This is a genomic window from Pseudomonas triticicola (assembly GCF_019145375.1).
Classification (GTDB): Bacteria; Pseudomonadota; Gammaproteobacteria; order Pseudomonadales; family Pseudomonadaceae; genus Aquipseudomonas; species Aquipseudomonas triticicola.
On record NZ_JAHSTX010000001.1, the window covers coordinates 595,001 to 618,297 of the forward strand.

General features: G+C 58.2%; 15 protein-coding genes, 2 tRNA genes and 2 rRNA genes. 12 read left to right on the forward strand and 7 right to left on the reverse strand.

Annotated features, from left to right (window positions below; translation table 11 throughout):
* Positions 1 to 51: 51 nt before the first annotated feature.
* From KVG85_RS02720 to mrdA, 5 genes are all read left to right on the forward strand, one after another.
* A tRNA-Ile gene (locus KVG85_RS02720) sits at positions 52 to 128 on the forward strand.
* 30 nt (positions 129 to 158) lie between these two features.
* A tRNA-Ala gene (locus KVG85_RS02725) sits at positions 159 to 234 on the forward strand.
* Between the two features lie 247 nt (positions 235 to 481).
* Positions 482 to 3,375 (forward strand): 23S ribosomal RNA (locus KVG85_RS02730).
* 156 nt (positions 3,376 to 3,531) lie between these two features.
* Positions 3,532 to 3,647, forward strand: a 5S ribosomal RNA gene (rrf, locus tag KVG85_RS02735).
* Positions 3,648 to 3,838: 191 nt separating this feature from the next.
* Positions 3,839 to 5,731 (forward strand): penicillin-binding protein 2, encoded by a 1,893-nt coding sequence (gene mrdA, locus KVG85_RS02740; RefSeq protein WP_217862916.1) that lies wholly within the window; start codon positions 3,839 to 3,841, stop codon positions 5,729 to 5,731.
* 44 nt (positions 5,732 to 5,775) lie between these two features.
* Here mrdA and KVG85_RS02745 read toward each other — a convergent pair whose 3' ends face one another.
* The gene (locus KVG85_RS02745) at positions 5,776 to 6,180 is read right to left on the reverse strand and encodes a lysozyme inhibitor LprI family protein (protein WP_217862917.1); all 405 of its coding nucleotides are present in this window, start codon (positions 6,178 to 6,180) and stop codon (positions 5,776 to 5,778) included.
* Positions 6,181 to 6,220: 40 nt separating this feature from the next.
* The gene (locus tag KVG85_RS02750) at positions 6,221 to 7,135 is read right to left on the reverse strand and encodes an ADP-ribosylglycohydrolase family protein (RefSeq protein ID WP_217862918.1); all 915 of its coding nucleotides are present in this window, start codon (positions 7,133 to 7,135) and stop codon (positions 6,221 to 6,223) included.
* Between the two features lie 176 nt (positions 7,136 to 7,311).
* On the opposite strand from KVG85_RS02750, the gene KVG85_RS02755 reads away from it, so the two are divergent.
* Positions 7,312 to 7,800, forward strand: coding sequence for an SRPBCC family protein (locus KVG85_RS02755; protein WP_110603436.1), 489 nt, complete (start codon positions 7,312 to 7,314; stop codon positions 7,798 to 7,800).
* Between the two features lie 314 nt (positions 7,801 to 8,114).
* On the opposite strand, the gene acnA is transcribed toward KVG85_RS02755, so the two are convergent.
* Complete coding sequence (gene acnA, locus KVG85_RS02760; protein WP_122506716.1) at positions 8,115 to 10,856, reverse strand: aconitate hydratase AcnA; 2,742 nt, start codon at positions 10,854 to 10,856, stop codon at positions 8,115 to 8,117.
* Between the two features lie 222 nt (positions 10,857 to 11,078).
* Here acnA and rlmM point away from each other — a divergent pair, with 222 nt between their 5' ends.
* Positions 11,079 to 12,152 carry a 23S rRNA (cytidine(2498)-2'-O)-methyltransferase RlmM gene (gene rlmM, locus KVG85_RS02765; RefSeq protein ID WP_041477361.1) on the forward strand — a complete coding sequence of 358 codons (1,074 nt, stop codon included), beginning with the start codon at positions 11,079 to 11,081 and terminating at the stop codon, positions 12,150 to 12,152.
* Between the two features lie 162 nt (positions 12,153 to 12,314).
* Positions 12,315 to 12,566, forward strand: coding sequence for a sulfurtransferase TusA (gene tusA, locus KVG85_RS02770; protein ID WP_130909902.1), 252 nt, complete (start codon positions 12,315 to 12,317; stop codon positions 12,564 to 12,566).
* A 129-nt stretch (positions 12,567 to 12,695) separates the two neighbouring features.
* On the opposite strand, the gene KVG85_RS02775 is transcribed toward tusA, so the two are convergent.
* Positions 12,696 to 14,105, reverse strand: a complete 1,410-nt coding sequence (locus KVG85_RS02775; protein WP_367615305.1) for an MATE family efflux transporter — start codon at positions 14,103 to 14,105, stop codon at positions 12,696 to 12,698.
* A 160-nt stretch (positions 14,106 to 14,265) separates the two neighbouring features.
* On the opposite strand from KVG85_RS02775, the gene pdxB reads away from it, so the two are divergent.
* Positions 14,266 to 15,411 (forward strand): 4-phosphoerythronate dehydrogenase PdxB, encoded by a 1,146-nt coding sequence (pdxB, locus tag KVG85_RS02780; RefSeq protein WP_217862920.1) that lies wholly within the window; start codon positions 14,266 to 14,268, stop codon positions 15,409 to 15,411.
* Between the two features lie 152 nt (positions 15,412 to 15,563).
* Here pdxB and KVG85_RS02785 read toward each other — a convergent pair whose 3' ends face one another.
* Positions 15,564 to 15,743 (reverse strand): PA1571 family protein, encoded by a 180-nt coding sequence (locus tag KVG85_RS02785; RefSeq protein WP_217862921.1) that lies wholly within the window; start codon positions 15,741 to 15,743, stop codon positions 15,564 to 15,566.
* A 258-nt stretch (positions 15,744 to 16,001) separates the two neighbouring features.
* Here KVG85_RS02785 and KVG85_RS02790 point away from each other — a divergent pair, with 258 nt between their 5' ends.
* Positions 16,002 to 17,783: an ABC transporter transmembrane domain-containing protein gene (locus KVG85_RS02790; RefSeq protein WP_217862922.1), complete on the forward strand. Its 1,782-nt coding sequence runs from the start codon at positions 16,002 to 16,004 to the stop codon at positions 17,781 to 17,783.
* Between the two features lie 94 nt (positions 17,784 to 17,877).
* Here KVG85_RS02790 and KVG85_RS02795 read toward each other — a convergent pair whose 3' ends face one another.
* Positions 17,878 to 19,806 (reverse strand): transglycosylase SLT domain-containing protein, encoded by a 1,929-nt coding sequence (locus tag KVG85_RS02795; protein ID WP_071173063.1) that lies wholly within the window; start codon positions 19,804 to 19,806, stop codon positions 17,878 to 17,880.
* A gap of 214 nt (positions 19,807 to 20,020) precedes the next feature.
* Between KVG85_RS02795 and KVG85_RS02800 the strand changes: the two genes are divergently transcribed.
* Positions 20,021 to 21,943, forward strand: a complete 1,923-nt coding sequence (locus KVG85_RS02800; RefSeq protein WP_039760799.1) for an ATP-binding cassette domain-containing protein — start codon at positions 20,021 to 20,023, stop codon at positions 21,941 to 21,943.
* A gap of 192 nt (positions 21,944 to 22,135) precedes the next feature.
* On the opposite strand, the gene KVG85_RS02805 is transcribed toward KVG85_RS02800, so the two are convergent.
* Positions 22,136 to 22,573 carry a universal stress protein gene (locus KVG85_RS02805; RefSeq protein ID WP_217862923.1) on the reverse strand — a complete coding sequence of 146 codons (438 nt, stop codon included), beginning with the start codon at positions 22,571 to 22,573 and terminating at the stop codon, positions 22,136 to 22,138.
* A gap of 103 nt (positions 22,574 to 22,676) precedes the next feature.
* Between KVG85_RS02805 and KVG85_RS02810 the strand changes: the two genes are divergently transcribed.
* Complete coding sequence (locus KVG85_RS02810; RefSeq protein ID WP_217862924.1) at positions 22,677 to 23,114, forward strand: hypothetical protein; 438 nt, start codon at positions 22,677 to 22,679, stop codon at positions 23,112 to 23,114.
* Positions 23,115 to 23,297: the final 183 nt, after the last annotated feature.

Consider the following 23,297-nt stretch of genomic DNA (forward strand, 5'->3'; position numbering starts at 1 on the left):
CATGCTTTGTGGTAAAGAGCAGGGTGAGGTCGGCCTTAGCAGCTCGAAATTGGGTCTGTAGCTCAGTTGGTTAGAGCGCACCCCTGATAAGGGTGAGGTCGGCAGTTCGAATCTGCCCAGACCCACCAATTTTGTGTGGGAAACGCCTGTAGAAATACGGGGCCATAGCTCAGCTGGGAGAGCGCCTGCCTTGCACGCAGGAGGTCAGCGGTTCGATCCCGCTTGGCTCCACCACTACTGCTTCTGAAGTTTGAAAGCTTAGAAATGAGCATTCCACCGAGACGGTGATGAATGTTGATTTCTAGTCTTTGACTAGATCGTTCTTTAAAAATTTGGGTATGTGATAGAAAGATAGACTGAACGTTACTTTCACTGGTAACGGATCAGGCTAAGGTAAAATTTGTGAGTTCTCTTAGTTGAGAAATTCGAATTTTCGGCGAATGTCGTCTTCACAGTATAACCAGATTGCTTGGGGTTATATGGTCAAGTGAAGAAGCGCATACGGTGGATGCCTTGGCAGTCAGAGGCGATGAAAGACGTGGTAGCCTGCGAAAAGCTTCGGGGAGTCGGCAAACAGACTTTGATCCGGAGATGTCTGAATGGGGGAACCCAGCCATCATAAGATGGTTATCTTGTACTGAATACATAGGTGCAAGAGGCGAACCAGGGGAACTGAAACATCTAAGTACCCTGAGGAAAAGAAATCAACCGAGATTCCCTTAGTAGTGGCGAGCGAACGGGGACTAGCCCTTAAGTGGCTTTGAGATTAGCGGAACGCTCTGGAAAGTGCGGCCATAGTGGGTGATAGCCCTGTACGCGAAAATCTCTTAGTCATGAAATCGAGTAGGACGGAGCACGAGAAACTTTGTCTGAATATGGGGGGACCATCCTCCAAGGCTAAATACTACTGACTGACCGATAGTGAACTAGTACCGTGAGGGAAAGGCGAAAAGAACCCCGGAGAGGGGAGTGAAATAGATCCTGAAACCGTATGCGTACAAGCAGTGGGAGCAGACTTTGTTCTGTGACTGCGTACCTTTTGTATAATGGGTCAGCGACTTATTTTCAGTGGCGAGCTTAACCGAATAGGGGAGGCGTAGCGAAAGCGAGTCTTAATAGGGCGTCTAGTCGCTGGGAATAGACCCGAAACCGGGCGATCTATCCATGGGCAGGTTGAAGGTTAGGTAACACTGACTGGAGGACCGAACCGACTACCGTTGAAAAGTTAGCGGATGACCTGTGGATCGGAGTGAAAGGCTAATCAAGCTCGGAGATAGCTGGTTCTCCTCGAAAGCTATTTAGGTAGCGCCTCATGTATCACTGTAGGGGGTAGAGCACTGTTTCGGCTAGGGGGTCATCCCGACTTACCAAACCGATGCAAACTCCGAATACCTACAAGTGCCGAGCATGGGAGACACACGGCGGGTGCTAACGTCCGTCGTGAAAAGGGAAACAACCCAGACCGTCAGCTAAGGTCCCAAAGTTATGGTTAAGTGGGAAACGATGTGGGAAGGCTTAGACAGCTAGGAGGTTGGCTTAGAAGCAGCCACCCTTTAAAGAAAGCGTAATAGCTCACTAGTCGAGTCGGCCTGCGCGGAAGATGTAACGGGGCTCAAACCATACACCGAAGCTACGGGTATCACCTTCGGGTGATGCGGTAGAGGAGCGTTCTGTAAGCCTGTGAAGGTGAGTTGAGAAGCTTGCTGGAGGTATCAGAAGTGCGAATGCTGACATGAGTAACGACAATGGGTGTGAAAAACACCCACGCCGAAAGACCAAGGTTTCCTGCGCAACGTTAATCGACGCAGGGTTAGTCGGTCCCTAAGGCGAGGCTGAAAAGCGTAGTCGATGGAAAACAGGTTAATATTCCTGTACTTCTGGTTATTGCGATGGAGGGACGGAGAAGGCTAGGCCAGCTTGGCGTTGGTTGTCCAAGTTTAAGGTGGTAGGCTGAGATCTTAGGTAAATCCGGGATCTTAAGGCCGAGAGCTGATGACGAGTTACCCTTTGGGTGACGAAGTGGTTGATGCCATGCTTCCAAGAAAAGCTTCTAAGCTTCAGGTAACCAGGAACCGTACCCCAAACCGACACAGGTGGTTGGGTAGAGAATACCAAGGCGCTTGAGAGAACTCGGGTGAAGGAACTAGGCAAAATGGCACCGTAACTTCGGGAGAAGGTGCGCCGGTGAGGGTGAAGGACTTGCTCCGTAAGCTCATGCCGGTCGAAGATACCAGGCCGCTGCGACTGTTTATTAAAAACACAGCACTCTGCAAACACGAAAGTGGACGTATAGGGTGTGACGCCTGCCCGGTGCCGGAAGGTTAATTGATGGGGTTAGCTAACGCGAAGCTCTTGATCGAAGCCCCGGTAAACGGCGGCCGTAACTATAACGGTCCTAAGGTAGCGAAATTCCTTGTCGGGTAAGTTCCGACCTGCACGAATGGCGTAACGATGGCGGCGCTGTCTCCACCCGAGACTCAGTGAAATTGAAATCGCTGTGAAGATGCAGTGTATCCGCGGCTAGACGGAAAGACCCCGTGAACCTTTACTATAGCTTTGCACTGGACTTTGAATTTGCTTGTGTAGGATAGGTGGGAGGCTTTGAAGCGTGGACGCCAGTTCGCGTGGAGCCATCCTTGAAATACCACCCTGGCAACTTTGAGGTTCTAACTCAGGTCCGTTATCCGGATCGAGGACAGTGTATGGTGGGTAGTTTGACTGGGGCGGTCTCCTCCTAAAGAGTAACGGAGGAGTACGAAGGTGCGCTCAGACCGGTCGGAAATCGGTCGTAGAGTATAAAGGCAAAAGCGCGCTTGACTGCGAGACAGACACGTCGAGCAGGTACGAAAGTAGGTCTTAGTGATCCGGTGGTTCTGTATGGAAGGGCCATCGCTCAACGGATAAAAGGTACTCCGGGGATAACAGGCTGATACCGCCCAAGAGTTCATATCGACGGCGGTGTTTGGCACCTCGATGTCGGCTCATCACATCCTGGGGCTGAAGCCGGTCCCAAGGGTATGGCTGTTCGCCATTTAAAGTGGTACGCGAGCTGGGTTTAGAACGTCGTGAGACAGTTCGGTCCCTATCTGCCGTGGACGTTTGAGATTTGAGAGGGGCTGCTCCTAGTACGAGAGGACCGGAGTGGACGAACCTCTGGTGTTCCGGTTGTCACGCCAGTGGCATTGCCGGGTAGCTATGTTCGGGAAAGATAACCGCTGAAAGCATCTAAGCGGGAAACTTGCCTCAAGATGAGATCTCACTGGAACCTTGAGTTCCCTGAAGGGCCGTCGAAGACTACGACGTTGATAGGTTGGGTGTGTAAGCGCTGTGAGGCGTTGAGCTAACCAATACTAATTGCCCGTGAGGCTTGACCATATAACACCCAAGCAATTTGCTGACCTGAAAAGGCACCAGATTGCGGTGAGTGAAGACGAAACGAACCGAAAGTTCGAAACGCACAAACACCGAAAGCTGTCACATACCCAATTTGCTGAAGCGAGGCCATCTGGTCGCGAGTCAGTACCCGAATTTCTTGACGACCATAGAGCGTTGGAACCACCTGATCCCATCCCGAACTCAGCAGTGAAACGATGCATCGCCGATGGTAGTGTGGGGTTTCCCCATGTGAGAGTAGGTCATCGTCAAGATTAAATTCCGAAACCCCAATTGCGAAAGCAGTTGGGGTTTTGTTTTGCCTGCGAGAAAGTTTTCAGCCTGCCACCGGGGAAATTCATCCTGAAGTGGATGGCGAGTTTTGGTATGGTGCAGCTCGTTTTTTAACGGACTGATGTCCTGCCCACGGATCGGCACTCATTTATGTCAAAGAGTTGCTGTAGAAATGCCTGAACCAATCCCGATCAAGGATCATGAAAAAGAGACGCGGCTGGTCAACAAGCGATTGATCGCCTGCGCTCTGTTTGTCTTCGCCATCAGCTGCGCTCTGGTGGTGCGCCTGTACATCCTTCAGGTCGTGGAATTCGACTACCACTCGACCATCTCCGAAAACAATCGCGTCCATGTCCTCCCGATACCGCCAACGCGTGGATTGATCTACGACCGCAACGGTGTGTTGCTCGCCGACAATCGCCCCAGCTACAACCTGACCATCACCCGTGAGCGTGCCACCGACGTCAACCAAGAATTGGACGAAGTCATCAACTTGCTCCATCTGCCTGCCGAAGATCGCTCGGTATTCGACAAGGCGATGAAGCAATCCCGGCACCCGTTCACACCGGTCACCCTGTTTTATGAGCTGACGGAAGAGCAGATTGCCGTCCTGGCGGTTAACGAGTTTCGCTTGCCGGGCATTGATGTCGAGCCGCAGTTTGTCCGGCACTATCCCCTCGGCGCACATTTCGCCCATTCGATCGGTTATGTCGGTCGGATCAATGAAAAAGAATCGAAAGCTCTCGACTCCGTGGAGTACCGAGGTACGCAATCCATTGGTAAAACCGGTATCGAGCGTTTTTACGAAGCGCAGTTGCATGGCCATGTCGGTTATGAAGAAGTCGAAACCAATGCTCAAGGCCGAGTGCTGCGCGTACTCAAGCACACCGATCCAGTGCCTGGTAAAAACATCGTACTCAGCCTCGACGTGAAGCTGCAGGAAGCAGCCGAAGCCGCTTTGGGCGACCGTCGTGGTTCAGTGGTAGCTCTCGACCCGTCCACCGGAGAAGTGCTGGCGATGGTCAGCAATCCAAGCTTCGATCCGAATCTGTTCGTGACTGGCATCAGCTCAAAGGAATATTCAGCGCTGCGGGATTCCATCGATCGGCCATTGTTCAACCGCGTATTGCGTGGCCTGTACGCCCCAGGCTCGACGATCAAGCCGGAAGTCGCCATTGCTGGTCTGGACGCCGGCGTCGTGACCCCGCAGACCCGCGTATACGATCCCGGCTACTACCAATTACCGGACTTCGACCACAAGTATCGCAACTGGAACCACAGCGGTGATGGTTGGGTGGACATGGACGCGGCGATCATGCGCTCCAACGACACCTACTTCTATGATCTGGCGCACAAGCTTGGCATTGATCGTCTGCACGACTACATGGCGATGTTCGGCCTTGGAGAAAAAGTCTCGCTGGACATGTTTGAAGAGTCGCCCGGTCTGATGCCGTCGCAAGCGTGGAAACGCGCTACACGGCGGCAGGCCTGGTATCCCGGTGAAACCGTTATTCTGGGCATCGGCCAAGGATACATGCAGGTCACACCGCTGCAATTGGCCCAAGCCACTGCACTGATTGCCAACAAAGGGATATGGAATCGACCGCATCTGGCCAAGTCGGTCGACGGTGTAGCGCCGGTTGACGAGCACCCGATGCCGAACATTCTGCTCAAGGACCCGCGCGATTGGGAGCAGGTCAACCACGGTATGCAGATGGTCATGCACGATGCTCGAGGCATCGCACGAGCGGCGGCTGCGGGGGCGCAATACCGCATCGCTGGCAAGAGTGGTACGGCGCAAGTGGTGGCGATCAAGCAGGGTGAGCGCTACAACCGTGAGAAAACCCTCGAGCGCCACCGTGACAACGCCCTGTTTGTAGGATTTGCACCGGCCGAGCATCCGAAGATCGCCATCTCGGTAATGATCGAAAACGGCGAGGCGGGTGGTCGTGTTGCCGGTCCAGTAGTGCGGCAGATCATGGACGCCTGGTTACTCGATCAGGATGGCCACCTCAAGCCGCAATACGCAGCGCCGAGCAAAGCCCCGGGCGATCCTCACGTCTGAGGCGTAACGGTTCACAGCACAGGCTCCGTAAGCGGAGCCTGTGATTACGCACCGGGTACCGGGCAACTCATATCACCTTCCTCACATTTCAAATACTGCTTGAGGGTTTCTACTCTGGCCTTGGTTACGGCTGTGAGACAACTACTGTAAACCAATGGATAAACACTCCCGCCCGCCACCCCGGATGCCGAAAACTTGCACTCGGCATCCCGGAAGCTGACCCACGCCCGCTGCGCGTTGACCAACAGCTTCTTTCCGTCCGGGTTGTCCTTGAGACGCCCGGTGATCTGCTGATAGAGCGTATTCAACTCCTTGTCTGCCGCTTTGAAGGCTTGCCCCGCGCATTGATTCATCGTCGCCTGATCGCTGGCGTTGGCGCAATCAACGGCGGCGTGGGCGAAAGGGGCAAACATAAAGGGCACAAGGGCCAGAAGCACACGCACTGACATAAGGTTCTCGCTATCTCGAGTGGAAAGAGTGTATCGATTGTTATGTACGTAGCCGGGAGGCCTCAAGCAAGCGATCCGCAGTGGCGGTGATTTCCTCGCCTTCATGCAACTGCTCCAGCCAGTGCTCGGGGATCGCCCGAGCGCTGTAGTAAGCACCTGCCAACTGACCCACGATAGCAGCCGTTGTATCCGCATCATCACCGAGATTGGCTGCTTTCAACACCGCTTCGGCGAATGTCTGCGTATGGTGAAAGCACCACAAAGCGGCTTCCAGCGATTGGACGCTATAGCCACTGCCTTTTATTTCAGTTTCCGCTTTGTGAAGGTACTCACCCTGAGCAATCGCAACCACCTTGGGCTGGGAAAGCTTGAGCAGTGGCGCCCGGCGAAGCTGTGTTTTCTCCGCACCCTCAAGCGCTCGTGCGATCAGATCAGCCAGCAATAGGCAGCACTCGATTGCCTCCGGCGCCGCATGGGTTGTGCGCGAACTGTCGGCAGCGTGGATCTGGATCTGTCGAGCGTCCGGAAAATAAAAGAGCACGACTGGTGCCAACCGCATCAGCGACCCATTACCAGCAGTCAACGGATCAGTCGACCCTGCGAAAGGCTCTCCGGTTCGCTGATACTGTTCCAGCGCCTGGCTGACGGTCATGCCGATGTCGAAACATTCTCCAGTGGAGCTCAGGTATCCCCATTTCCACCAGTTGAGATAGCGGCCCATCTGGTCAGCCGCATCGAAGCCGTTTTTGCTCAGCAGGCTCTCGGCCAGACAGAGTGCCATTGAGGTGTCGTCCGTCCATTGCCCAGGTTTGAGCTGGAATGGACCACCGCCAACCATATCGCTCAGTGGCTGGAATGATCCTCGCGGTTGGAACTCCACCGTTGTGCCGACCGCATCGCCGCAAGCCAGGCCGAGGAGGGCGCCGCGATACCGATCGGCGAGAGAAGGCTGCATGATTCGTCCTTGTTTCTGCGGATTCGCTGGCAAGATAACAGGTCAGACGGGGCTGATTACAGAGCGGAATCTACGGCAGGATGTGTCCGCTCGAATCGATGCCTGCAGCGCCTGGATACAACTTCGCATTGGACATGTGGTCATACAAGCCTAGTGTTCAGAACAGGAGGTGACGTATGAAACCAGTACCTAACAGTTTCGAACGCAAGATCACGCTCAAGGCGTCGCGTTCCCATGTCTGGCGTGCATTGGTCGATGCAGAGGCGTTTGGCCAGTGGTTTGGCGTGGCGCTCGAGGGCCGACGTTTCATTGCCGGCGAGTGGACGCAGGGCCAGGTCACGTACCCCGGTTATGAACACGTATTGTGGAATGTGCTGATCGAGCGGGTCGAGCCGCAGCAGTTGTTTTCTTTCCGCTGGCACCCGTATGCGGTCAACCCGAAGATCGACTACTCACAAGAGCCGACCACGCTGGTCAAATTCGAATTGCAGGACTTCGAGGACGGCACTCTGCTTAAGGTCTCTGAATCCGGCTTCGCGCACATCCCTGATATCCGTCAGAAAGAGGCGTATTACATGGACAGCCGCGGCTGGGAGGAGCAGTTGAGCAGGCTTGAACAGTTTCTCGCCGAAAGCGCCAAGGCTCGTGAAAGCGGCGGTGCCTGACGGGCCTAAGGGTTTTCGGAAGTGTTTGTATGGCGAATGTCTTACACGCGTTAGTAGCTTTTACGACTATTGCTGATTGGATCCACTGGGTAATCTACACACATCAACTGAGACACAGGGAGTGTTTCAGGATCATGGATGATCGACCATTGCAAGGATCGCTGCCGACAGGGAGTCGATAATGGTCTTGGGAAAAACCCGCTTCGGCGGGTTTTTTTTCGCCTGGATGTAGGAGCCGCCAAAGGCTGCGATCTTTTGGTCCTGCTTTTGAAAGCCAAGTCAAAAAGATCACAGCCTGGGCGAATGTCACCCCGTCACGAAGCAATCAACTGCCGCAACACATAATGCAGAATCCCGCCGGATTTGAAGTATTCGACCTCATTCAGCGTATCAATCCGGCACAAGACTTCGATTCTCTCCTGACGCCCATCCTCGCGAGTGATAACCAGCGGCAGGTTCATCCGCGGCCTCAGCTCGACGCCGGTCAATCCCAGAATTTCAAACGTCTCTTTGCCGGTCAGATTGAGACTCTTGCGGTTTTGATCAAGCTTGAACTGCAACGGCAGCACACCCATGCCGACCAGATTCGAGCGGTGAATACGTTCGAAACTCTCCGCAATCACGGCTTTGACGCCCAGCAGATTGGTGCCTTTCGCCGCCCAGTCACGGCTCGATCCGGTGCCGTACTCCTGACCGGCAATCACCACCAACGGCGTCCCCGAAGCCTGATATTTCATCGCTGCGTCATAGATCGCCATTTTTTCCCCGGTGGGGATGTAAATCGTGTTGCCACCTTCCTCGCCGCCAAGCATTTCGTTGCGAATACGGATGTTGGCAAACGTGCCGCGCATCATCACTTCATGATTGCCACGACGGGAACCGTAGGAGTTGAAGTCGCGCGGCTCGACGCCTTTTTCCTGCAGGTATCGCCCGGCCGGGCTGTCGATCTTGATGTTGCCGGCGGGGGAGATGTGGTCTGTGGTCACTGAATCGCCGAGCAAGGCCAAAACCCGCGCACCTTTGACGTCTTTGACTTCCGGCAGCGGGCCGGAAATGTCGTCGAAGAAAGGTGGATGCTGAATGTAGGTCGAATCGTCCTGCCACACGTAAGTCGCCGCTTGCGGCACCTCGATGGCCTGCCATTGCTCATCACCGGCAAACACTTCGGCGTATTCCTTGTGGAACATCGCCGTATTGACCTGATTCACCGCTTCAGCGATTTCCCGGCTGGTCGGCCAGATATCTCGCAGGTACACCGGATTGCCCTGCTGATCCTCGCCCAGCGGTTCGCTGCTGATATCGGTGCGCACACTGCCAGCCAAAGCGTACGCGACGACCAGAGGAGGCGAGGCCAGCCAGTTGGTTTTCACCAGTGGGTGCACACGGCCTTCGAAATTGCGGTTGCCGGACAGGACTGATGCGACGGTCAGATCGGCTTTCTGAATGGCTTTCTCGATCGGCTCCGGCAGTGGCCCGGAGTTGCCGATGCAGGTGGTGCAACCGTAGCCGACCAACGAAAACCCGAGCTGATCAAGGTACTGTGTCAGTCCGGCAGCCTTGTAATAATCGGTGACGACTTTCGAACCCGGCGCCAATGAACTCTTCACCCAAGGTTTGCGCGTCAGGCCTTTCTCTACAGCTTTCTTCGCCAGCAACCCGGCCGCCATCATCACGCTCGGGTTGGAAGTGTTGGTGCAGGAAGTGATCGCGGCGATGACCACGGCACCGTTTTTCAGGCGATAGGTCTTGCCCTCGTATTCGTAGTCCGCTTCACCGACCAGATCGGCGTTGCCCACCGCCACGCCGCCACCGCCCTCGCTTTCCAGGCGTCCTTCTTCCTTGCTGGTCGGTTTGAATTGCAGGTCGATGAAATCACTGAAGGCCTGCGCGACGTTCGGCAGCGAGACGCGATCCTGCGGCCGTTTCGGTCCGGCCAGACTGGCTTCGACGCTGCCCATGTCCAAGGCCAGGCTGTCGGTGAACACCGGCTCCTGGCCCGGCAAACGCCACAGGCCTTGAGCCTTGGTGTAGGCCTCGACCAGCTTCACCACTTCCGGCGGCCGGCCGGACAAGCGCAGGTATTCCAGCGTGACATCGTCGACCGGGAAGAAGCCGCATGTCGCACCGTATTCCGGGGCCATATTGGCGATGGTCGCGCGGTCGGCCAGTGGCAGGTCGGCGAGACCGTCGCCATAGAATTCGACGAATTTGCCGACCACGCCTTTCTTGCGCAGCATCTGCGTCACGGTCAGCACCAGATCGGTCGCGGTGATGCCTTCCTTGAGCTTGCCGGTGAGTTTGAAGCCGATCACTTCCGGGATCAGCATCGACACCGGTTGCCCGAGCATCGCCGCTTCCGCTTCGATCCCGCCAACGCCCCAGCCGAGTACGCCGAGACCGTTGATCATGGTGGTGTGGGAGTCGGTGCCGACCAAGGTGTCGGGGAAGGCGTAGGTGCGGCCATCCTCGTCTTTGGTCCAAACGGTGCGGCCGAGATATTCAAGGTTGACCTGGTGGCAGATGCCGGTGCCCGGCGGGACCACGCTGAAGTTATCGAACGCACTCTGGCCCCAGCGCAGGAAGGCATAGCGCTCGCCGTTGCGTTGCATTTCGATGTCGACGTTCTGTTCAAACGCACTGGCGCTGGCAAACTTGTCGACCATCACCGAGTGGTCGATCACCAGATCCACCGGCGACAACGGATTGATCCGCTGCGGATCACCGCCGGCCTTGGCCATCGCCGCACGCATGGCGGCGAGGTCGACCACGGCGGGCACACCGGTAAAATCCTGCATCAATACGCGGGCAGGGCGGTACTGGATTTCGCGATCGGAGCGGCGCTCCTTAAGCCAGGCGGCGATGGCCTTGAGGTCAGCGCCGGTGACAGTTTTTTCGTCTTCCCAGCGCAGCAGATTTTCCAGCAGGACCTTCAATGACATCGGCAGCTTGTCGAGATCGCCCAGGCTTTTGGCGGCTTCCGGCAGGCTGAAATAGTGGTAGGTCGTGGCGTCGATTTGTAGGGTTTTCAGTGACTTCAGACTATCGAGGGACGGCATTACGATCACTCCTTTGAGTCCGCACGGCTACGGACTGAGGGGACGGGCAGAGCATTAAACCTAGCCCTGTTTTGAGTAGCTGGCTAATAACTGGACTCTATGGACGGAACCAAGGTTCCGACTTCAGCTATCATGCGCCGGTTTTCGTGACAGGCATTGCGGCAACGCAAGGCTTGAGCATCGCGCAGCGGCCGAATGATCGACCGCTGCCCAGGAGTAAGAATGAACACCCTATTCATGCATTGCCGGCCCGGCTTCGAAGGCGAAGTCTGTTCGGAGATTTCCGACCTTGCCGCCCGTCTCAATGTCGCCGGTTACGCCAAAGCCAAAACCGCCACGGCCTGCGCCGAGTTTGTCTGCACTGAAGCCGACGGCGCCGAACGCCTGATGCGCGGTCAGCGTTTCGCCGAATTGATCTTCCCTCGGCAGTGGGCGCGGGGCTTTTTCATTGATCTGCCGGAAAACGATCGCATCAGCGTAATCCTCGCTCACATGGCCGATTTCCCGGTGTTTGGCAGTCTGTGGCTGGAAGTGGTCGATACCAATGACGGCAAGGAACTGTCGAATTTCTGCAAAAAATTCGAAGGCCCGCTGCGCAAGGCGCTGACCGCCGCTGGCAAACTGGTGGAAGACGCCAGCAAGCCGCGATTGTTGCTGACCTTCAAGAGTGGCCGCGAAGTGTTTCTCGGCATGGCCGATGCCGGCAATTCGGCGATGTGGCCGATGGGCATTCCGCGCCTGAAGTTTCCTCGCGAGGCACCCAGCCGTTCGACCTTGAAGCTGGAAGAGGCGTGGCACCACTTCATTCCACGTGATCAGTGGGAAGATCGCCTGCACAGCGACATGACCGGCGTTGACCTCGGCGCCGCGCCGGGCGGCTGGACCTGGCAACTGGTCAACCGGGGCATGCTGGTGACGGCGATCGACAACGGCCCGATGGCTGAAAGCCTGATGGAAACCGGATTGGTCCAGCATCTGATGGCGGACGGTTTTACCTTCAAGCCCAAGCAGCCGGTGGACTGGATGGTTTGCGACATCGTCGAGAAACCGGCGCGCAACGCGGCGATGCTGGAAGAGTGGATCGGCGAGGGGCATTGCCGCGAGGCGGTGGTCAACCTGAAGCTGCCGATGAAACAGCGTTATGCCGAAGTGAAGCGTCTGCTCGAGCGCATTGCCGATGGTTTCAAGGCACGTGGGATCAAGGTTGATATCGGCTGCAAGCAGCTATATCACGACCGCGAGGAAGTGACTTGCCATCTGCGCCGGCACGACACCAGGAAAACCAAATCGCGCTGACACAACACTGAACCTGCGGGAGCGAGCATGCTCGCGAAAGCGGTGGGGCAGCCAATGATGTGCTGACTGACGGATTGCCTTCGCGAGCAGGCTCGCTCCCACATGGGTTGGACGATACCCCAAGCGATGCGCGACAATGCCGGCCAGTTTCTGGAGTGAACCATGAGTGAAATGATCGATACCGCGGTCGACGGCACCCTCGACGCCACCGGCCTCAATTGCCCGGAACCGGTGATGATGTTGCACCAGCACATTCGCGATCTGGTACCCGGCGGCCTGCTCAAGGTGATCGCCACCGATCCCTCGACCAAGCGCGATATCCCCAAGTTCTGCGTGTTTCTTGACCATGAACTGGTCAGCCAGCACGAAGAGGCCGGTACTTATCTGTACTGGATCCGCAAGAAAGACGCTTAACAGCAGCTACACATCGAACAACTGTGGGAGCGAGCCTGCTCCCGAAAGCGGTATCTCAGTCACTATTGATGGCACTGATCACCGCATTCGCGAGCAGGCTCGCTCCCACATTTTTGTCTTGAGTGAGCTTTAGCCCACCGAACGACTGATCCGAATCCGCTTGCGCGCACTGCGTGTCAGCCGGATCGACAGCATCAGCGCAGCGCAGCTCAAACCGACAATCAGACCCTGCCACAAACCGCTCGGGCCACGTGGCTCGCCGAGCCAGTCGGTCAGCCCCAACGCGTAACCCACCGGCAAACCAATCCCCCAGTAGGCGAACAGAGTCAGGATCATCGTCACCCGAGTATCCTGATAGCCACGCAGCGCGCCGGCCGCAGTCACCTGGATTGCATCGGAAAACTGGAACAGCGCCGAGTAGACAATCAGCATCGCCGCAATGTGAATCACTGTTGGATCAGCGGTATAGATCGCCGCAATCGGCTCGCGCAGCGCCAGCATCAGGCTCGCCGACAGGCAGGCGTAGGCCAGCGCCGTGCCCATGCCGACTCCAGCGGCAAAACGTGCCTCACGCGGTTCCTCGCGGCCCAGCGCCTGGCCGACACGCACGGTGACCGCCATGCCCAGCGAATAGGGAATCATGAACACCAGCGAGCTGACGTTCAGCGCGATCTGATGCCCGGCCACCACCGTCGCGCCGAGGCTGCCGATCAGCAGGGCGATCACGGCGAAGATGCTCGACTCGGCAAACACCGCGATGCCGATCGGCAAACCAATCGACAGCAGACGTTTGATCACCACCCACTGCGGCCAGTCGAAGCGGCTGAACAGTTCGCTTGAGCGATAGGCCGGTGCCCAGCGTTCGTAGCCGGCCAGGCCCAGCGCCATCACCCACATCACGATCGCCGTGGCCCAGCCGCAGCCGACGCCGCCCATGGCCGGCACGCCGAAGTGGCCATAAATGAAGATGTAGTTCAGCGGGATGTTCAGCGCCAGACCACAGAGGCCCAGCACCATGGCCGGGCGGGTGCGGCCGATGCCATCACTGGTGCAACGCAATACGTGATAGAAGGCCACCGCCGGCAAGCCGCTGGCGATGCCGTGCAGATATTGCATGCACGGGCCGATCAGCTCGGGATCGACCTTCATCAGGTGCAGCACCGGCTCGGCGGCGACCAGCATCGAGGTGGCGATCAGTCCGACTACCAATGCCAGCCACAACGCCTGACGCACGATCGGGCCGATCTCGCTGTGCTTGCCGGCGCCGAAACGCTGGGCGACTTTTGGTGTGGTGGCCAGCAGGGTGCCAGTCATCAACAGAAACACCGGAACCCAGATCGAGTTGCCCAGCGCCACTGCCGCCAGATCCTTGGGGCCGACGCGCCCGGCCATCACCGCATCGACGAAGCCCATGGCGGTGGTCGCCAGTTGCGCGATGATGATCGGCAGGGCCAGGGCGAGCAGGTTTTTCAACTCCAGGCGAATCCGCGCAGGGCGGGTCAGGGAGACGGCGACAGGTTGGTCAGTTACAGGGTTCACAGGCAAAGCGTCCAGAAAGTATTGATGCGCAGAGCGGCGCATTCTACGCCGCTGACGCCTCGGTCACGAAAAATCCTCTGTTACGCATTTGTAAGCGCAAACCCTGCTGGCTGATCGACGCGTCTGCACCTAAACTGCCGATCCGCCCAAGGAGCCCGCCATGCTGATTGTTGCCGACGAAAATATCCCCCTGCTCGACGCTTTTTTTGCCGGTTTCGGCGACATCCGCCGGGTGCCGGGCCGCTCCATTGACCGTGCGACGGTCGCGCAGGCCGATGTGTTGCTGGTGCGTTCGGTGACCAACGTCAATCGCGCGCTGCTTGAAGGCAGCAAGGTGCGCTTTGTCGGCACCTGCACCATCGGCACCGATCATCTGGATCTTGATTACTTCAACGAGGCCGGGATCTGCTGGTCGAGCGCGCCGGGTTGCAATGCTCGTGGCGTGGTCGATTACGTACTGGGCAGTCTGATGACGCTGGCCGAAATCGAAGGCGCGGATCTGACTCAGCGCACTTACGGCGTCGTCGGCGCTGGTGAAGTGGGTGGGCGCTTGATCAAGGTCCTGAAAGGTCTGGGCTGGAACGTCAAGGTTTGCGATCCGCCGCGTCAGGCTACCGAGGGCGGCGAATATGTCAGCCTCGAGCAGATCATCGAGCAGTGCGACGTGATCAGTCTGCATACACCTTTGACTCGCAATGGCGACGACGCAACCTGGCACCTGTTCGATCAGCAGCGTTTGCAGCAACTCAAGCCGGGAACATGGCTGATCAACGCGGCGCGCGGACCTGTGGTGGACAATGTTGCGCTGCGTGAGGTGCTGCTGGAGCGCGAAGACCTGCAAGCTGTGCTCGATGTCTGGGAAAAGGAGCCGGAAGTTGATCCTGCGCTGGCCGAGCTCTGCGTATTGGCCACGCCCCATATTGCCGGTTACAGCCTCGACGGCAAGCAACGCGGGACCGCGCAGATCTATCAGGCCTACTGCGCTTTCAGCGGCCAACCTGCAGCTATCCAGCTCAGCGATCTGCTGCCAGCAACCTGGTTGTCGGAAGTTTCCCTGCACGGTGACAGCGATCCGGCATGGGCGCTGGCGATGTTGTGCCGGGGCGTGTACGACCCGCGCCGCGATGATGCGGATTTCCGCCGCAGTCTGGTGGGAAATGTCGCTGAGCAGCGTGTGGCGTTTGACGTGTTGCGCAAGCAGTATCCGGTGCGCCGCGAGATCGAAGGGCTGAAGGTGCGAATCGAAGGTGATGCGCCGGGGTTGCGGCAGATTGTAGAGGCGCTGGGGGCAACCCGTGTCCTGTAGGAGCTGTCGAGTGAAACGAGGCTGCGATCTCTTGATCGCTTTTTGAATTTCAAAAGATCGCAGCCTTCGGCAGTTCCTACACGATTCGCAGCTAAATTACAGATATAAAAAACCCGGCCAATCAGGACCGGGTCAGGAAGACGGTGGCTACATCACTCTTGTTCGGCAGGCTTGACCAATCGCTTCTCCAGTTCGCGGCAGGCGTTCTGGATCATGTCTTCAGTGATCGGTACCTCGCGGCCCTGCTCATCGATAATCGAGCAACCCAGAGACTGGTCGGGTTGGGTACGCTTCACTTCAATCTTGTCTTCGCTGCTGTGTTGCAAGGACATGGCCTGTCTCCTCATCAGGTTGTGTGCCTAAGTTAAAACCGCCACGTGACCAGGCTGTGACAACTCCCTGCGGTCTGTCGGCGGGCGGCATCTCTACTCAAACAGAATTGACCGCCGGTCTCAACCGCAACCTTAGACCAATCGTTTCTAGCATCCGGACATCCCGGGCATATTTAACCTGACTCATTGTGATTTACAGAGTTCCACCCCATCTGAGTCTGTAGGCTGGCCCGATCCATCTGCGCAGACGTGAACCCCATGATCTCCATGCTTTCTTCCCGACACCGACGCGCCCTGCGCCTGACCAGTCATTTTCTCCTGCCGTACCGCTGGCATGCCTTCGGCGCTTTACTCGCGCTGATCGTCACCGCCGGCATTACCCTGTCGATGGGGCAGGGCATCAAGTTGTTGGTAGACCAGGGTTTCATGACCCGTTCGCCGCATCTGCTCAATCAGTCCATCGGCATTTTCATGTTGCTGGTCCTCGGGCTGGCGCTGGGCACCTTTGCCCGTTTCTATCTGGTGTCGTGGATAGGCGAGCGCGTGGTCGCCGACATTCGCCGTCAGGTGTTCAATCACCTGGTGTATCTGCATCCGGGCTTTTATGAGGACAACCGCAGCTCGGAAATCCAGTCGCGCCTGACCGCTGACACAACGCTGCTGCAATCGGTGATCGGCTCGTCGCTCTCGCTGTTCCTGCGCAATCTGCTGATGGTGATCGGTGGTGTAGTGCTGCTGTTCATCACCAATCCGAAGTTGACCAGCATTGTCGTGATCGCACTGCCGCTGGTGATCGCGCCGATCCTGATTTTCGGCCGCCGCGTGCGCAATCTGTCGCGCCAGAGCCAGGACCGTATCGCCGACATTGGCAGCTACGTGTCGGAAACCCTTGGTCAGATCAAAACCGTACAGGCCTACAACCACCAGGTGCAGGACGAGCAGCGTTTCGCTTCGACCGTCGAGCAGGCTTTCGACACTGCGCGCAAACGGATTTTCCAGCGAGCGTGGTTGATCACTTTGGTGATCGTGCTGGTGCTTGGCGCGGTGGCGGTGATGTTGTGGGTCGGCGGCATGGACGTAATGGCCGGGCGTATCTCGGCCGGCGAGCTGGCGGCATTCGTTTTCTACAGCCTGATTGTCGGCAGCGCGTTCGGCACGCTGAGCGAAGTGATCGGCGAACTGCAGCGCGCTGCTGGCGCCGCCGAACGCATCGCAGAATTGCTGCGTTCGGAAAACATCATCCAGCCACCGTTGACCGGACTGGTCACTCTGCCAGCGCGAGTCAAAGGTGAACTTGAACTGCGCGACGTGCGTTTTTCCTACCCGTCGCGTCCGCAAAGCTACGCAGTTGATGGCTTGAGTCTGACGGTGAGGGCGGGCGAAACCCTGGCATTGGTGGGGCCGTCGGGCGCGGGCAAGTCCACGGTTTACGACTTGTTGCTGCGCTTCTACGATCCACGCGAGGGGCAGATTCTCCTCGATGGCGTGCCGCTGACCAGCCTTGACCCGCTGGATCTGCGCCGCTGTTTCGCCCTGGTCTCGCAAACCCCTGCATTGTTCTTCGGCAGTGTGGAGGACAACATCCGCTACGGCTGCCCGACGGCCACGCTTGAACAGGTCAAGGAAGCTGCGCGAATTGCCCACGCCCACGACTTCATCGAACAAATGCCGGACGGCTATCAGACTCATCTCGGCGACGGCGGCCTCGGGTTGTCCGGCGGTCAGCGCCAACGTCTGGCCATTGCCCGCGCCTTGCTGGTAGACGCGCCGATTCTGCTCCTGGACGAAGCTACCAGCGCCCTCGATGCACAGAGCGAGCATCTGATCCAGCAGGCCCTGCCAACGCTGATGGAAAACCGCACCACGCTGGTCATCGCGCACCGACTGGCCACGGTGAAGAACGCTGACCGCATTGCAGTGATGGATCAAGGCAAGCTGGTAGCGGTGGGGACACATCAGCAATTGATCGCCAGCAATCCGCTGTACGCACGGCTGGCGGCGTTGCAGTTTAATGATGGTCGATCTGTCACAGCAGACTGAGCAATCGACCAAGTAACCGACCAAGTAACCGACCAAAAAAATGCCCGTATCTCACGATACGGGCATTTTTCATGATCCGGCGTCAGCCTGGTGATTACTGATCGTCAAAATACCGCTCATGCCAGTCCACCAGCGGCTGCGGCGAGTTGAGTTTCTGGCCGTAGATCACCGAGTAGGACAACACGTTCTGCACGTATTGACGGGTTTCGTCGAAAGGGATGCTTTCCACCCAGACGTCGAAACTCAGGTGATCAGCGCCGCGCAGCCACTGACGCACGCGGCCGGGGCCGGCGTTGTAAGCGGCGGAGGCGAGCACGCGGTTGCCGTTGAACTGGCTGTGAACCTGGCTGAGATAAGCGGCGCCGAGCTGGATGTTCTTGTCCGGATCGAGCACTTGCTGCGGTGAGGCCAGTGGAATGCTGAACTTGCGCGCGGTTTCCTTGGCCGTGCCGGGCATCAATTGCATCAGACCGCTGGCGCCGACGCCGGAGCGCGCGTCGTCCATGAAGGCGCTTTCCTGCCGGGTGATGGCGAACACCCAGCTCGAATGCAGGCCGCGCACCTTGGCTTCGCGCACGAGGGTATCGCGGTGCGCCATCGGGAAGCGGATGTCCAGATCGTCCCAGTATTGCGCCTGACTGATGGTGCGAATCGCCGGGAAGTACCATTTCAGGTCGTAGGCCAGTTTGGCCTGGGCAACCATTTCATCGCGATTGAAATGGCGGCTGACGTGATACCACTCGCGACGCCCGTCGACGATTTGCCCGCGTGCATGAAACTCCAGCGCGCGGCGTACGCCGGGTGTGTTGCGAACCTTGTTGATCAGTGCCTGGCTGAGCACCAGCGGCTTGTTGTTCAGCGAGTAAGGCGACTGTGAACGGTCAGCGGCGAGGAAGCCATAGAAGTCCCGTTCCCGCGCCAGATTCTTGTACAGGGTCAGCGCTTGCGGGTTTTGTGGTTCGGCCAGTTCCAGGCTGCGCGCCTGCCAGTAGCGCCAACGGTTGGTGGTGGCCAGGTCTTGCGGCAGACGTTTGGTCAGCTCATAGGCATCATTCCAGCGTGCCAGACGCAAGAGCAGGCGCAGGCGCCATTCCGAGACGGTGTTGTCGCGCAGCTCCGGATCGTATTTGGTCATGACGTCCAGCGCGCGGCTGTCGAAGCGGCGCGCAAGGGTCAGGCCGATCTCGCGAGCGATCGCGACTTTTTCATCACGAGAGAAATGCATGCTGCTGGCGTAACCGTCGAGCAAAGCCATGGCCTTGTCCGGATCCTGCCGAGCGAGGCGGCGCAGGCCGAGGCTGACGACGTCTGACATCGGCTCGTCGGCCGGGGTGAAGCGCGACGGCTGGTTGAGCAGTTCGGGTTTCTGCGCCACGTCGACCAGCAAGCGACCGCGCGGGGCGAGGGTGGTCAGGCCGTTGATCAGGCTGTTGGCCAGTGGATAGTTGCGTGCCTGCGCGGCAAGTTTGGTGCGCTCCCAGCGTTTCTGCTCGGTGAGCTGGCCATCGGCGGCCCAGATGCCGAACAACGCGTCACACGCAGCCGGTTGCGATTTGCCGGTCAGCCAGAGTTTTTCCGCACTGGCATACCCTTCGGCTTTCTTGTCGTGGCTGATCTGGTACTGCGCGTTGAGGCAGTCCAGTTCGGTGAAATTCAGCTTCGGATCGTAATACTTGACGAAGGTCGCCCAGTCGCCACGGTCGGCGAGCCAGCGCAACCAGCGCAGTTTCATCCAGTTGGCCTGCGGCAAATCACCGTGTTCGGCGAGGAATTTCTCGATCTCGGCGTTGCTCGCCGTCTTCAGACGCGCGGTCAGCTCGTCGTAGGCCAGATACGGTTCCAGCGGATAATCGGCCAGCGCCTGGCTGTAACGGAAATACGGGCCGGTATCACCCTTGGCCAAGGCGCGCTTGGCTTCATCGTAATACTGGCGTTGGGTGGACAAGTCCACCGCCTGGACGGATTGAGCGGCAGCGGCGGTAAGAAACAAGCAGGACAAAACACTGAAAAGGCGACTGCGCATGAGACATCCGGGCAGAGAAATCATGACAAGTGCCGATCGGAATCCGCACTGAATTACCTGTAGCTTAGCCTTTTGCCAGCAAGCGGCGAAAGCTTTGCGAGCCTCGCTGCACAAGTTCGCAACAAATGTTGTGCAGAGTGCTTCGACAGACAAATTGCCGGCCTGCTGAAGCCTCAAGTCAGGTAGAATGCGCGCCCGGTTTTTGGAGAAGCTCATGACCCTGCTCAAATTCAGCGATGTGTCCCTTGCGTTCGGCGCTATGCCGTTGTTGGACAAGGTGTCCTGGCAGATCGCCCGTGGTGAGCGGGTGTGCATCATCGGCCGCAACGGCACTGGCAAGTCCAGCATGATGAAACTGGTCAAGGGCGACCAGAAGCCCGATGACGGCTCGGTGTGGCGTGCCCCCGGTCTGAAAATCGGCGAATTGCCGCAAGAATTGCCAGTGGCCGACGACCGGACGGTATTCGACGTGGTCGCTGAAGGCCTCGACGGTGTTGGCGCCTTGCTCGCCGAATACCATCACCTGAGCCAGAACATCGTCACCGACGCTGATCTGGACAAGCTGATGCATGTCCAGCACGACCTCGAAGCCCGTGATGGCTGGCGCTTGCAGACGCTGGTCGACAGCACCCTGAGCCGCCTGCAACTGCCGGCCGACAAGACCCTCGCCGAGCTGTCCGGCGGCTGGCGTCGTCGCGTGCTGCTGGCGCAGGCGCTGGTATCCGAACCGGACCTGCTGCTGCTCGACGAACCGACCAACCACCTGGACATCGGTGCGATTGCCTGGCTCGAAGAGGCGCTGAAGGATTTCCAGGGCGCCGTGCTGTTCATCACGCACGACCGTTCCTTCCTGCAAAACCTCGCCACGCGCATCCTCGAACTGGATCGCGGTGGGCTGATCGACTGGAACGGCGACTACGCCAGTTTCCTCGTGCACAAAGAAGCTGCGCTGGCCGCTGAAGAAACCGCCAACGCGTTGTTCGACAAGCGTTTGGCTCAGGAAGAAGTGTGGATCCGTCAGGGCATCAAGGCCCGCCGCACTCGTAACGAAGGTCGTGTGCGCGCGCTGAAAGCCCTGCGCGTTGAGCGCAGTGAGCGTCGCGAGCGTACCGGCAAGGCCAACATCCAGCTGGAAACCGCGGACAAATCCGGCAAGCAGGTGATGGTGCTCGAGAACGTGAGCTTCGCGCACCCGGGCGGGCCGTTCCTGATCAAGGATTTCTCCATGGTCCTGCAGCGCGGCGACCGTATCGGTCTGCTCGGCGCCAACGGTACCGGCAAGACCACACTGTTGAAACTGATGCTCAGCGGTCTGCAACCGACCAGCGGCAAAGTGGAAGAGGGCACGCGTATCGACGTCGCCTACTTCGACCAGTTGCGCCATCAGCTGGATCTGGAAAAAACCGTGATCGACAACGTCGCCGAAGGTCGCGACTTCATCGACATCGACGGGCAGAGCCGCCATGTGCTGAGCTATCTCGGCGACTTCCTGTTCAGCCCGCAGCGTGCACGCACGCCGGTCAAGGCGTTGTCCGGTGGCGAGCGTGCGCGTCTGTTGCTGGCGAAGCTGTTCAGCAAACCGGCGAACCTGCTGGTACTCGACGAACCGACCAACGACCTCGATGTGGAAACCCTCGAGCTGCTCGAAGAAGTGCTGCTGACCTTCAACGGCACCGTGCTGATGGTCAGCCACGACCGGGCATTCCTCGATAACGTGGTGACCAGCACCCTGGTCTTCGAAGGTGAAGGCAAGGTTCGTGAATATGTCGGCGGCTATCAGGACTGGATCCGTCAGGGCGGCTCGCCGCGTCTGTTGGGCGTGACTGAAAGCAAGTCGGGCAAGGCTGACCTGAATTCGGCGGTGGTTACCGCTGAGCCGGCTCCGGTGGCTGCGCCTGCCGCTGCCGCTCCGGTTGCCAAGAAGAAACTCAGCTACAAGCTGCAGCGTGAGCTGGAAGCCTTGCCGGGCGACATCGACGCCAAGGAGCAGCAGATCGCCGCGGTTGAGGCGGAAATGGCTGAAGCCGGTTTCTACCAGCGTCCGCCGGCGGAAACGGCCAAAGTGATTGCTTCGCTGGAGCAATTGCAGGCCGAGCTGGATGCGTTGGTGGAGCGTTGGGCCGAGCTGGATGCCTGATTGCTGCTGATGTGAAAAAGCCCGGCGCTCAGTGATGAGCGCCGGGCTTTTCATATGTAACGCGATCTACAGGCGGGAGCAGGTCACCTGTGGGAGCGAGCCTGCTCGCGAAAGCGGTGTGTCAGGCAGCACTCATATTGAATGTGCCGACGTATTCGCGAGCAGGCTCGCTCCCACAAATTGCAAGACAGATCAGCGTTTGACCAGGTACACCGCCAGTACATCGCATGGCGCGCCGTGCAGAACGTCATTCGCGGTCGAGCCGAGCAGCAGTGCCAGGCCATGACGGCCATGGCTTCCGACCACGATCAGATCGCACGCTTGTTCCTTGGCGAAATGATGGATTTCCTGGCGTGGCTGGCCGTAGGTCAGATGGCAATTGGCGCCTTCGAGTTCGGGGTATTTCGATTTGAGTTTTTCAAGACGCTCCTTGGCCTGATCGAACTGCTGTTGTTGCAGTTGTGACAGGTCCATCGGCACGTCGCCACCGAAGGCCATGGCCATTGGTTCAACGATATGCACCAGCGACAACTTGGCAGCGTTGCTCACCGACAGCTCGCGGGCGCGGTGGATCACAGGATCGCACTCTTCGGTCAGATCTACGGCGACCAGTATGTGGTGGTAGGGCATGAGGTGCTCCTCCTGAGGGTTCGATATTGGTAAGTATGGCTGGTTTCAAGCGCATTGGTTCGCAAGTGACACAATGGGCTCATCAAAAATCGGGAGTACAGATATGACGGTCTGGCTGGTGGTGTCAATCCTGCTGGTAGTTTTAAGTCCACTGGCATGGTTGCGCCCATCGCGTTCGCAGAGCGGGCGCATGGCCCTGCGCATGGAGGCGCGACGCATCGGCCTGGCGATGCAGCTGGCGCCGCAGGAGTGGCCGCACTGGCTGCTGCCGGAGCCGCCGAATCCCTGCGCCCAGTACCACCGGCCCCGGCGGGGCAGTCAACCGGCGTGCTGGACCTATTGGCAGAAATCCCCGGGCGTGTGGGTCAATCAATGGCAAGAAGTCTGCGATGACCGGACCCTGCTCGATTATTTCGAAAAATTGCCGGGGAATGTTTTCAAGATCGAAGCGGACAAGCAGATGATCGCCTTGTACTGGGGCGAGAAGGGCGAGGCGACGGTTCTGCAGGATATCGACGCGACCCTGAAAGCGCTGGCGTGATGCGGGGACTTTTCTCACTGCAACGGTGTGAAACGTCCGGCAGACGCGCAATAAAAAGCCCGACATGATTCGTCGGGCGGGTTGGCCAGGCAGGCCGGTAATCCTTTTCTACAGGGGGCGCTCTGATCGCCTCGGCAAATTCCCCGCAGTCCACCCAGCGTAGCCTTCTGAACGGGGCTCGCC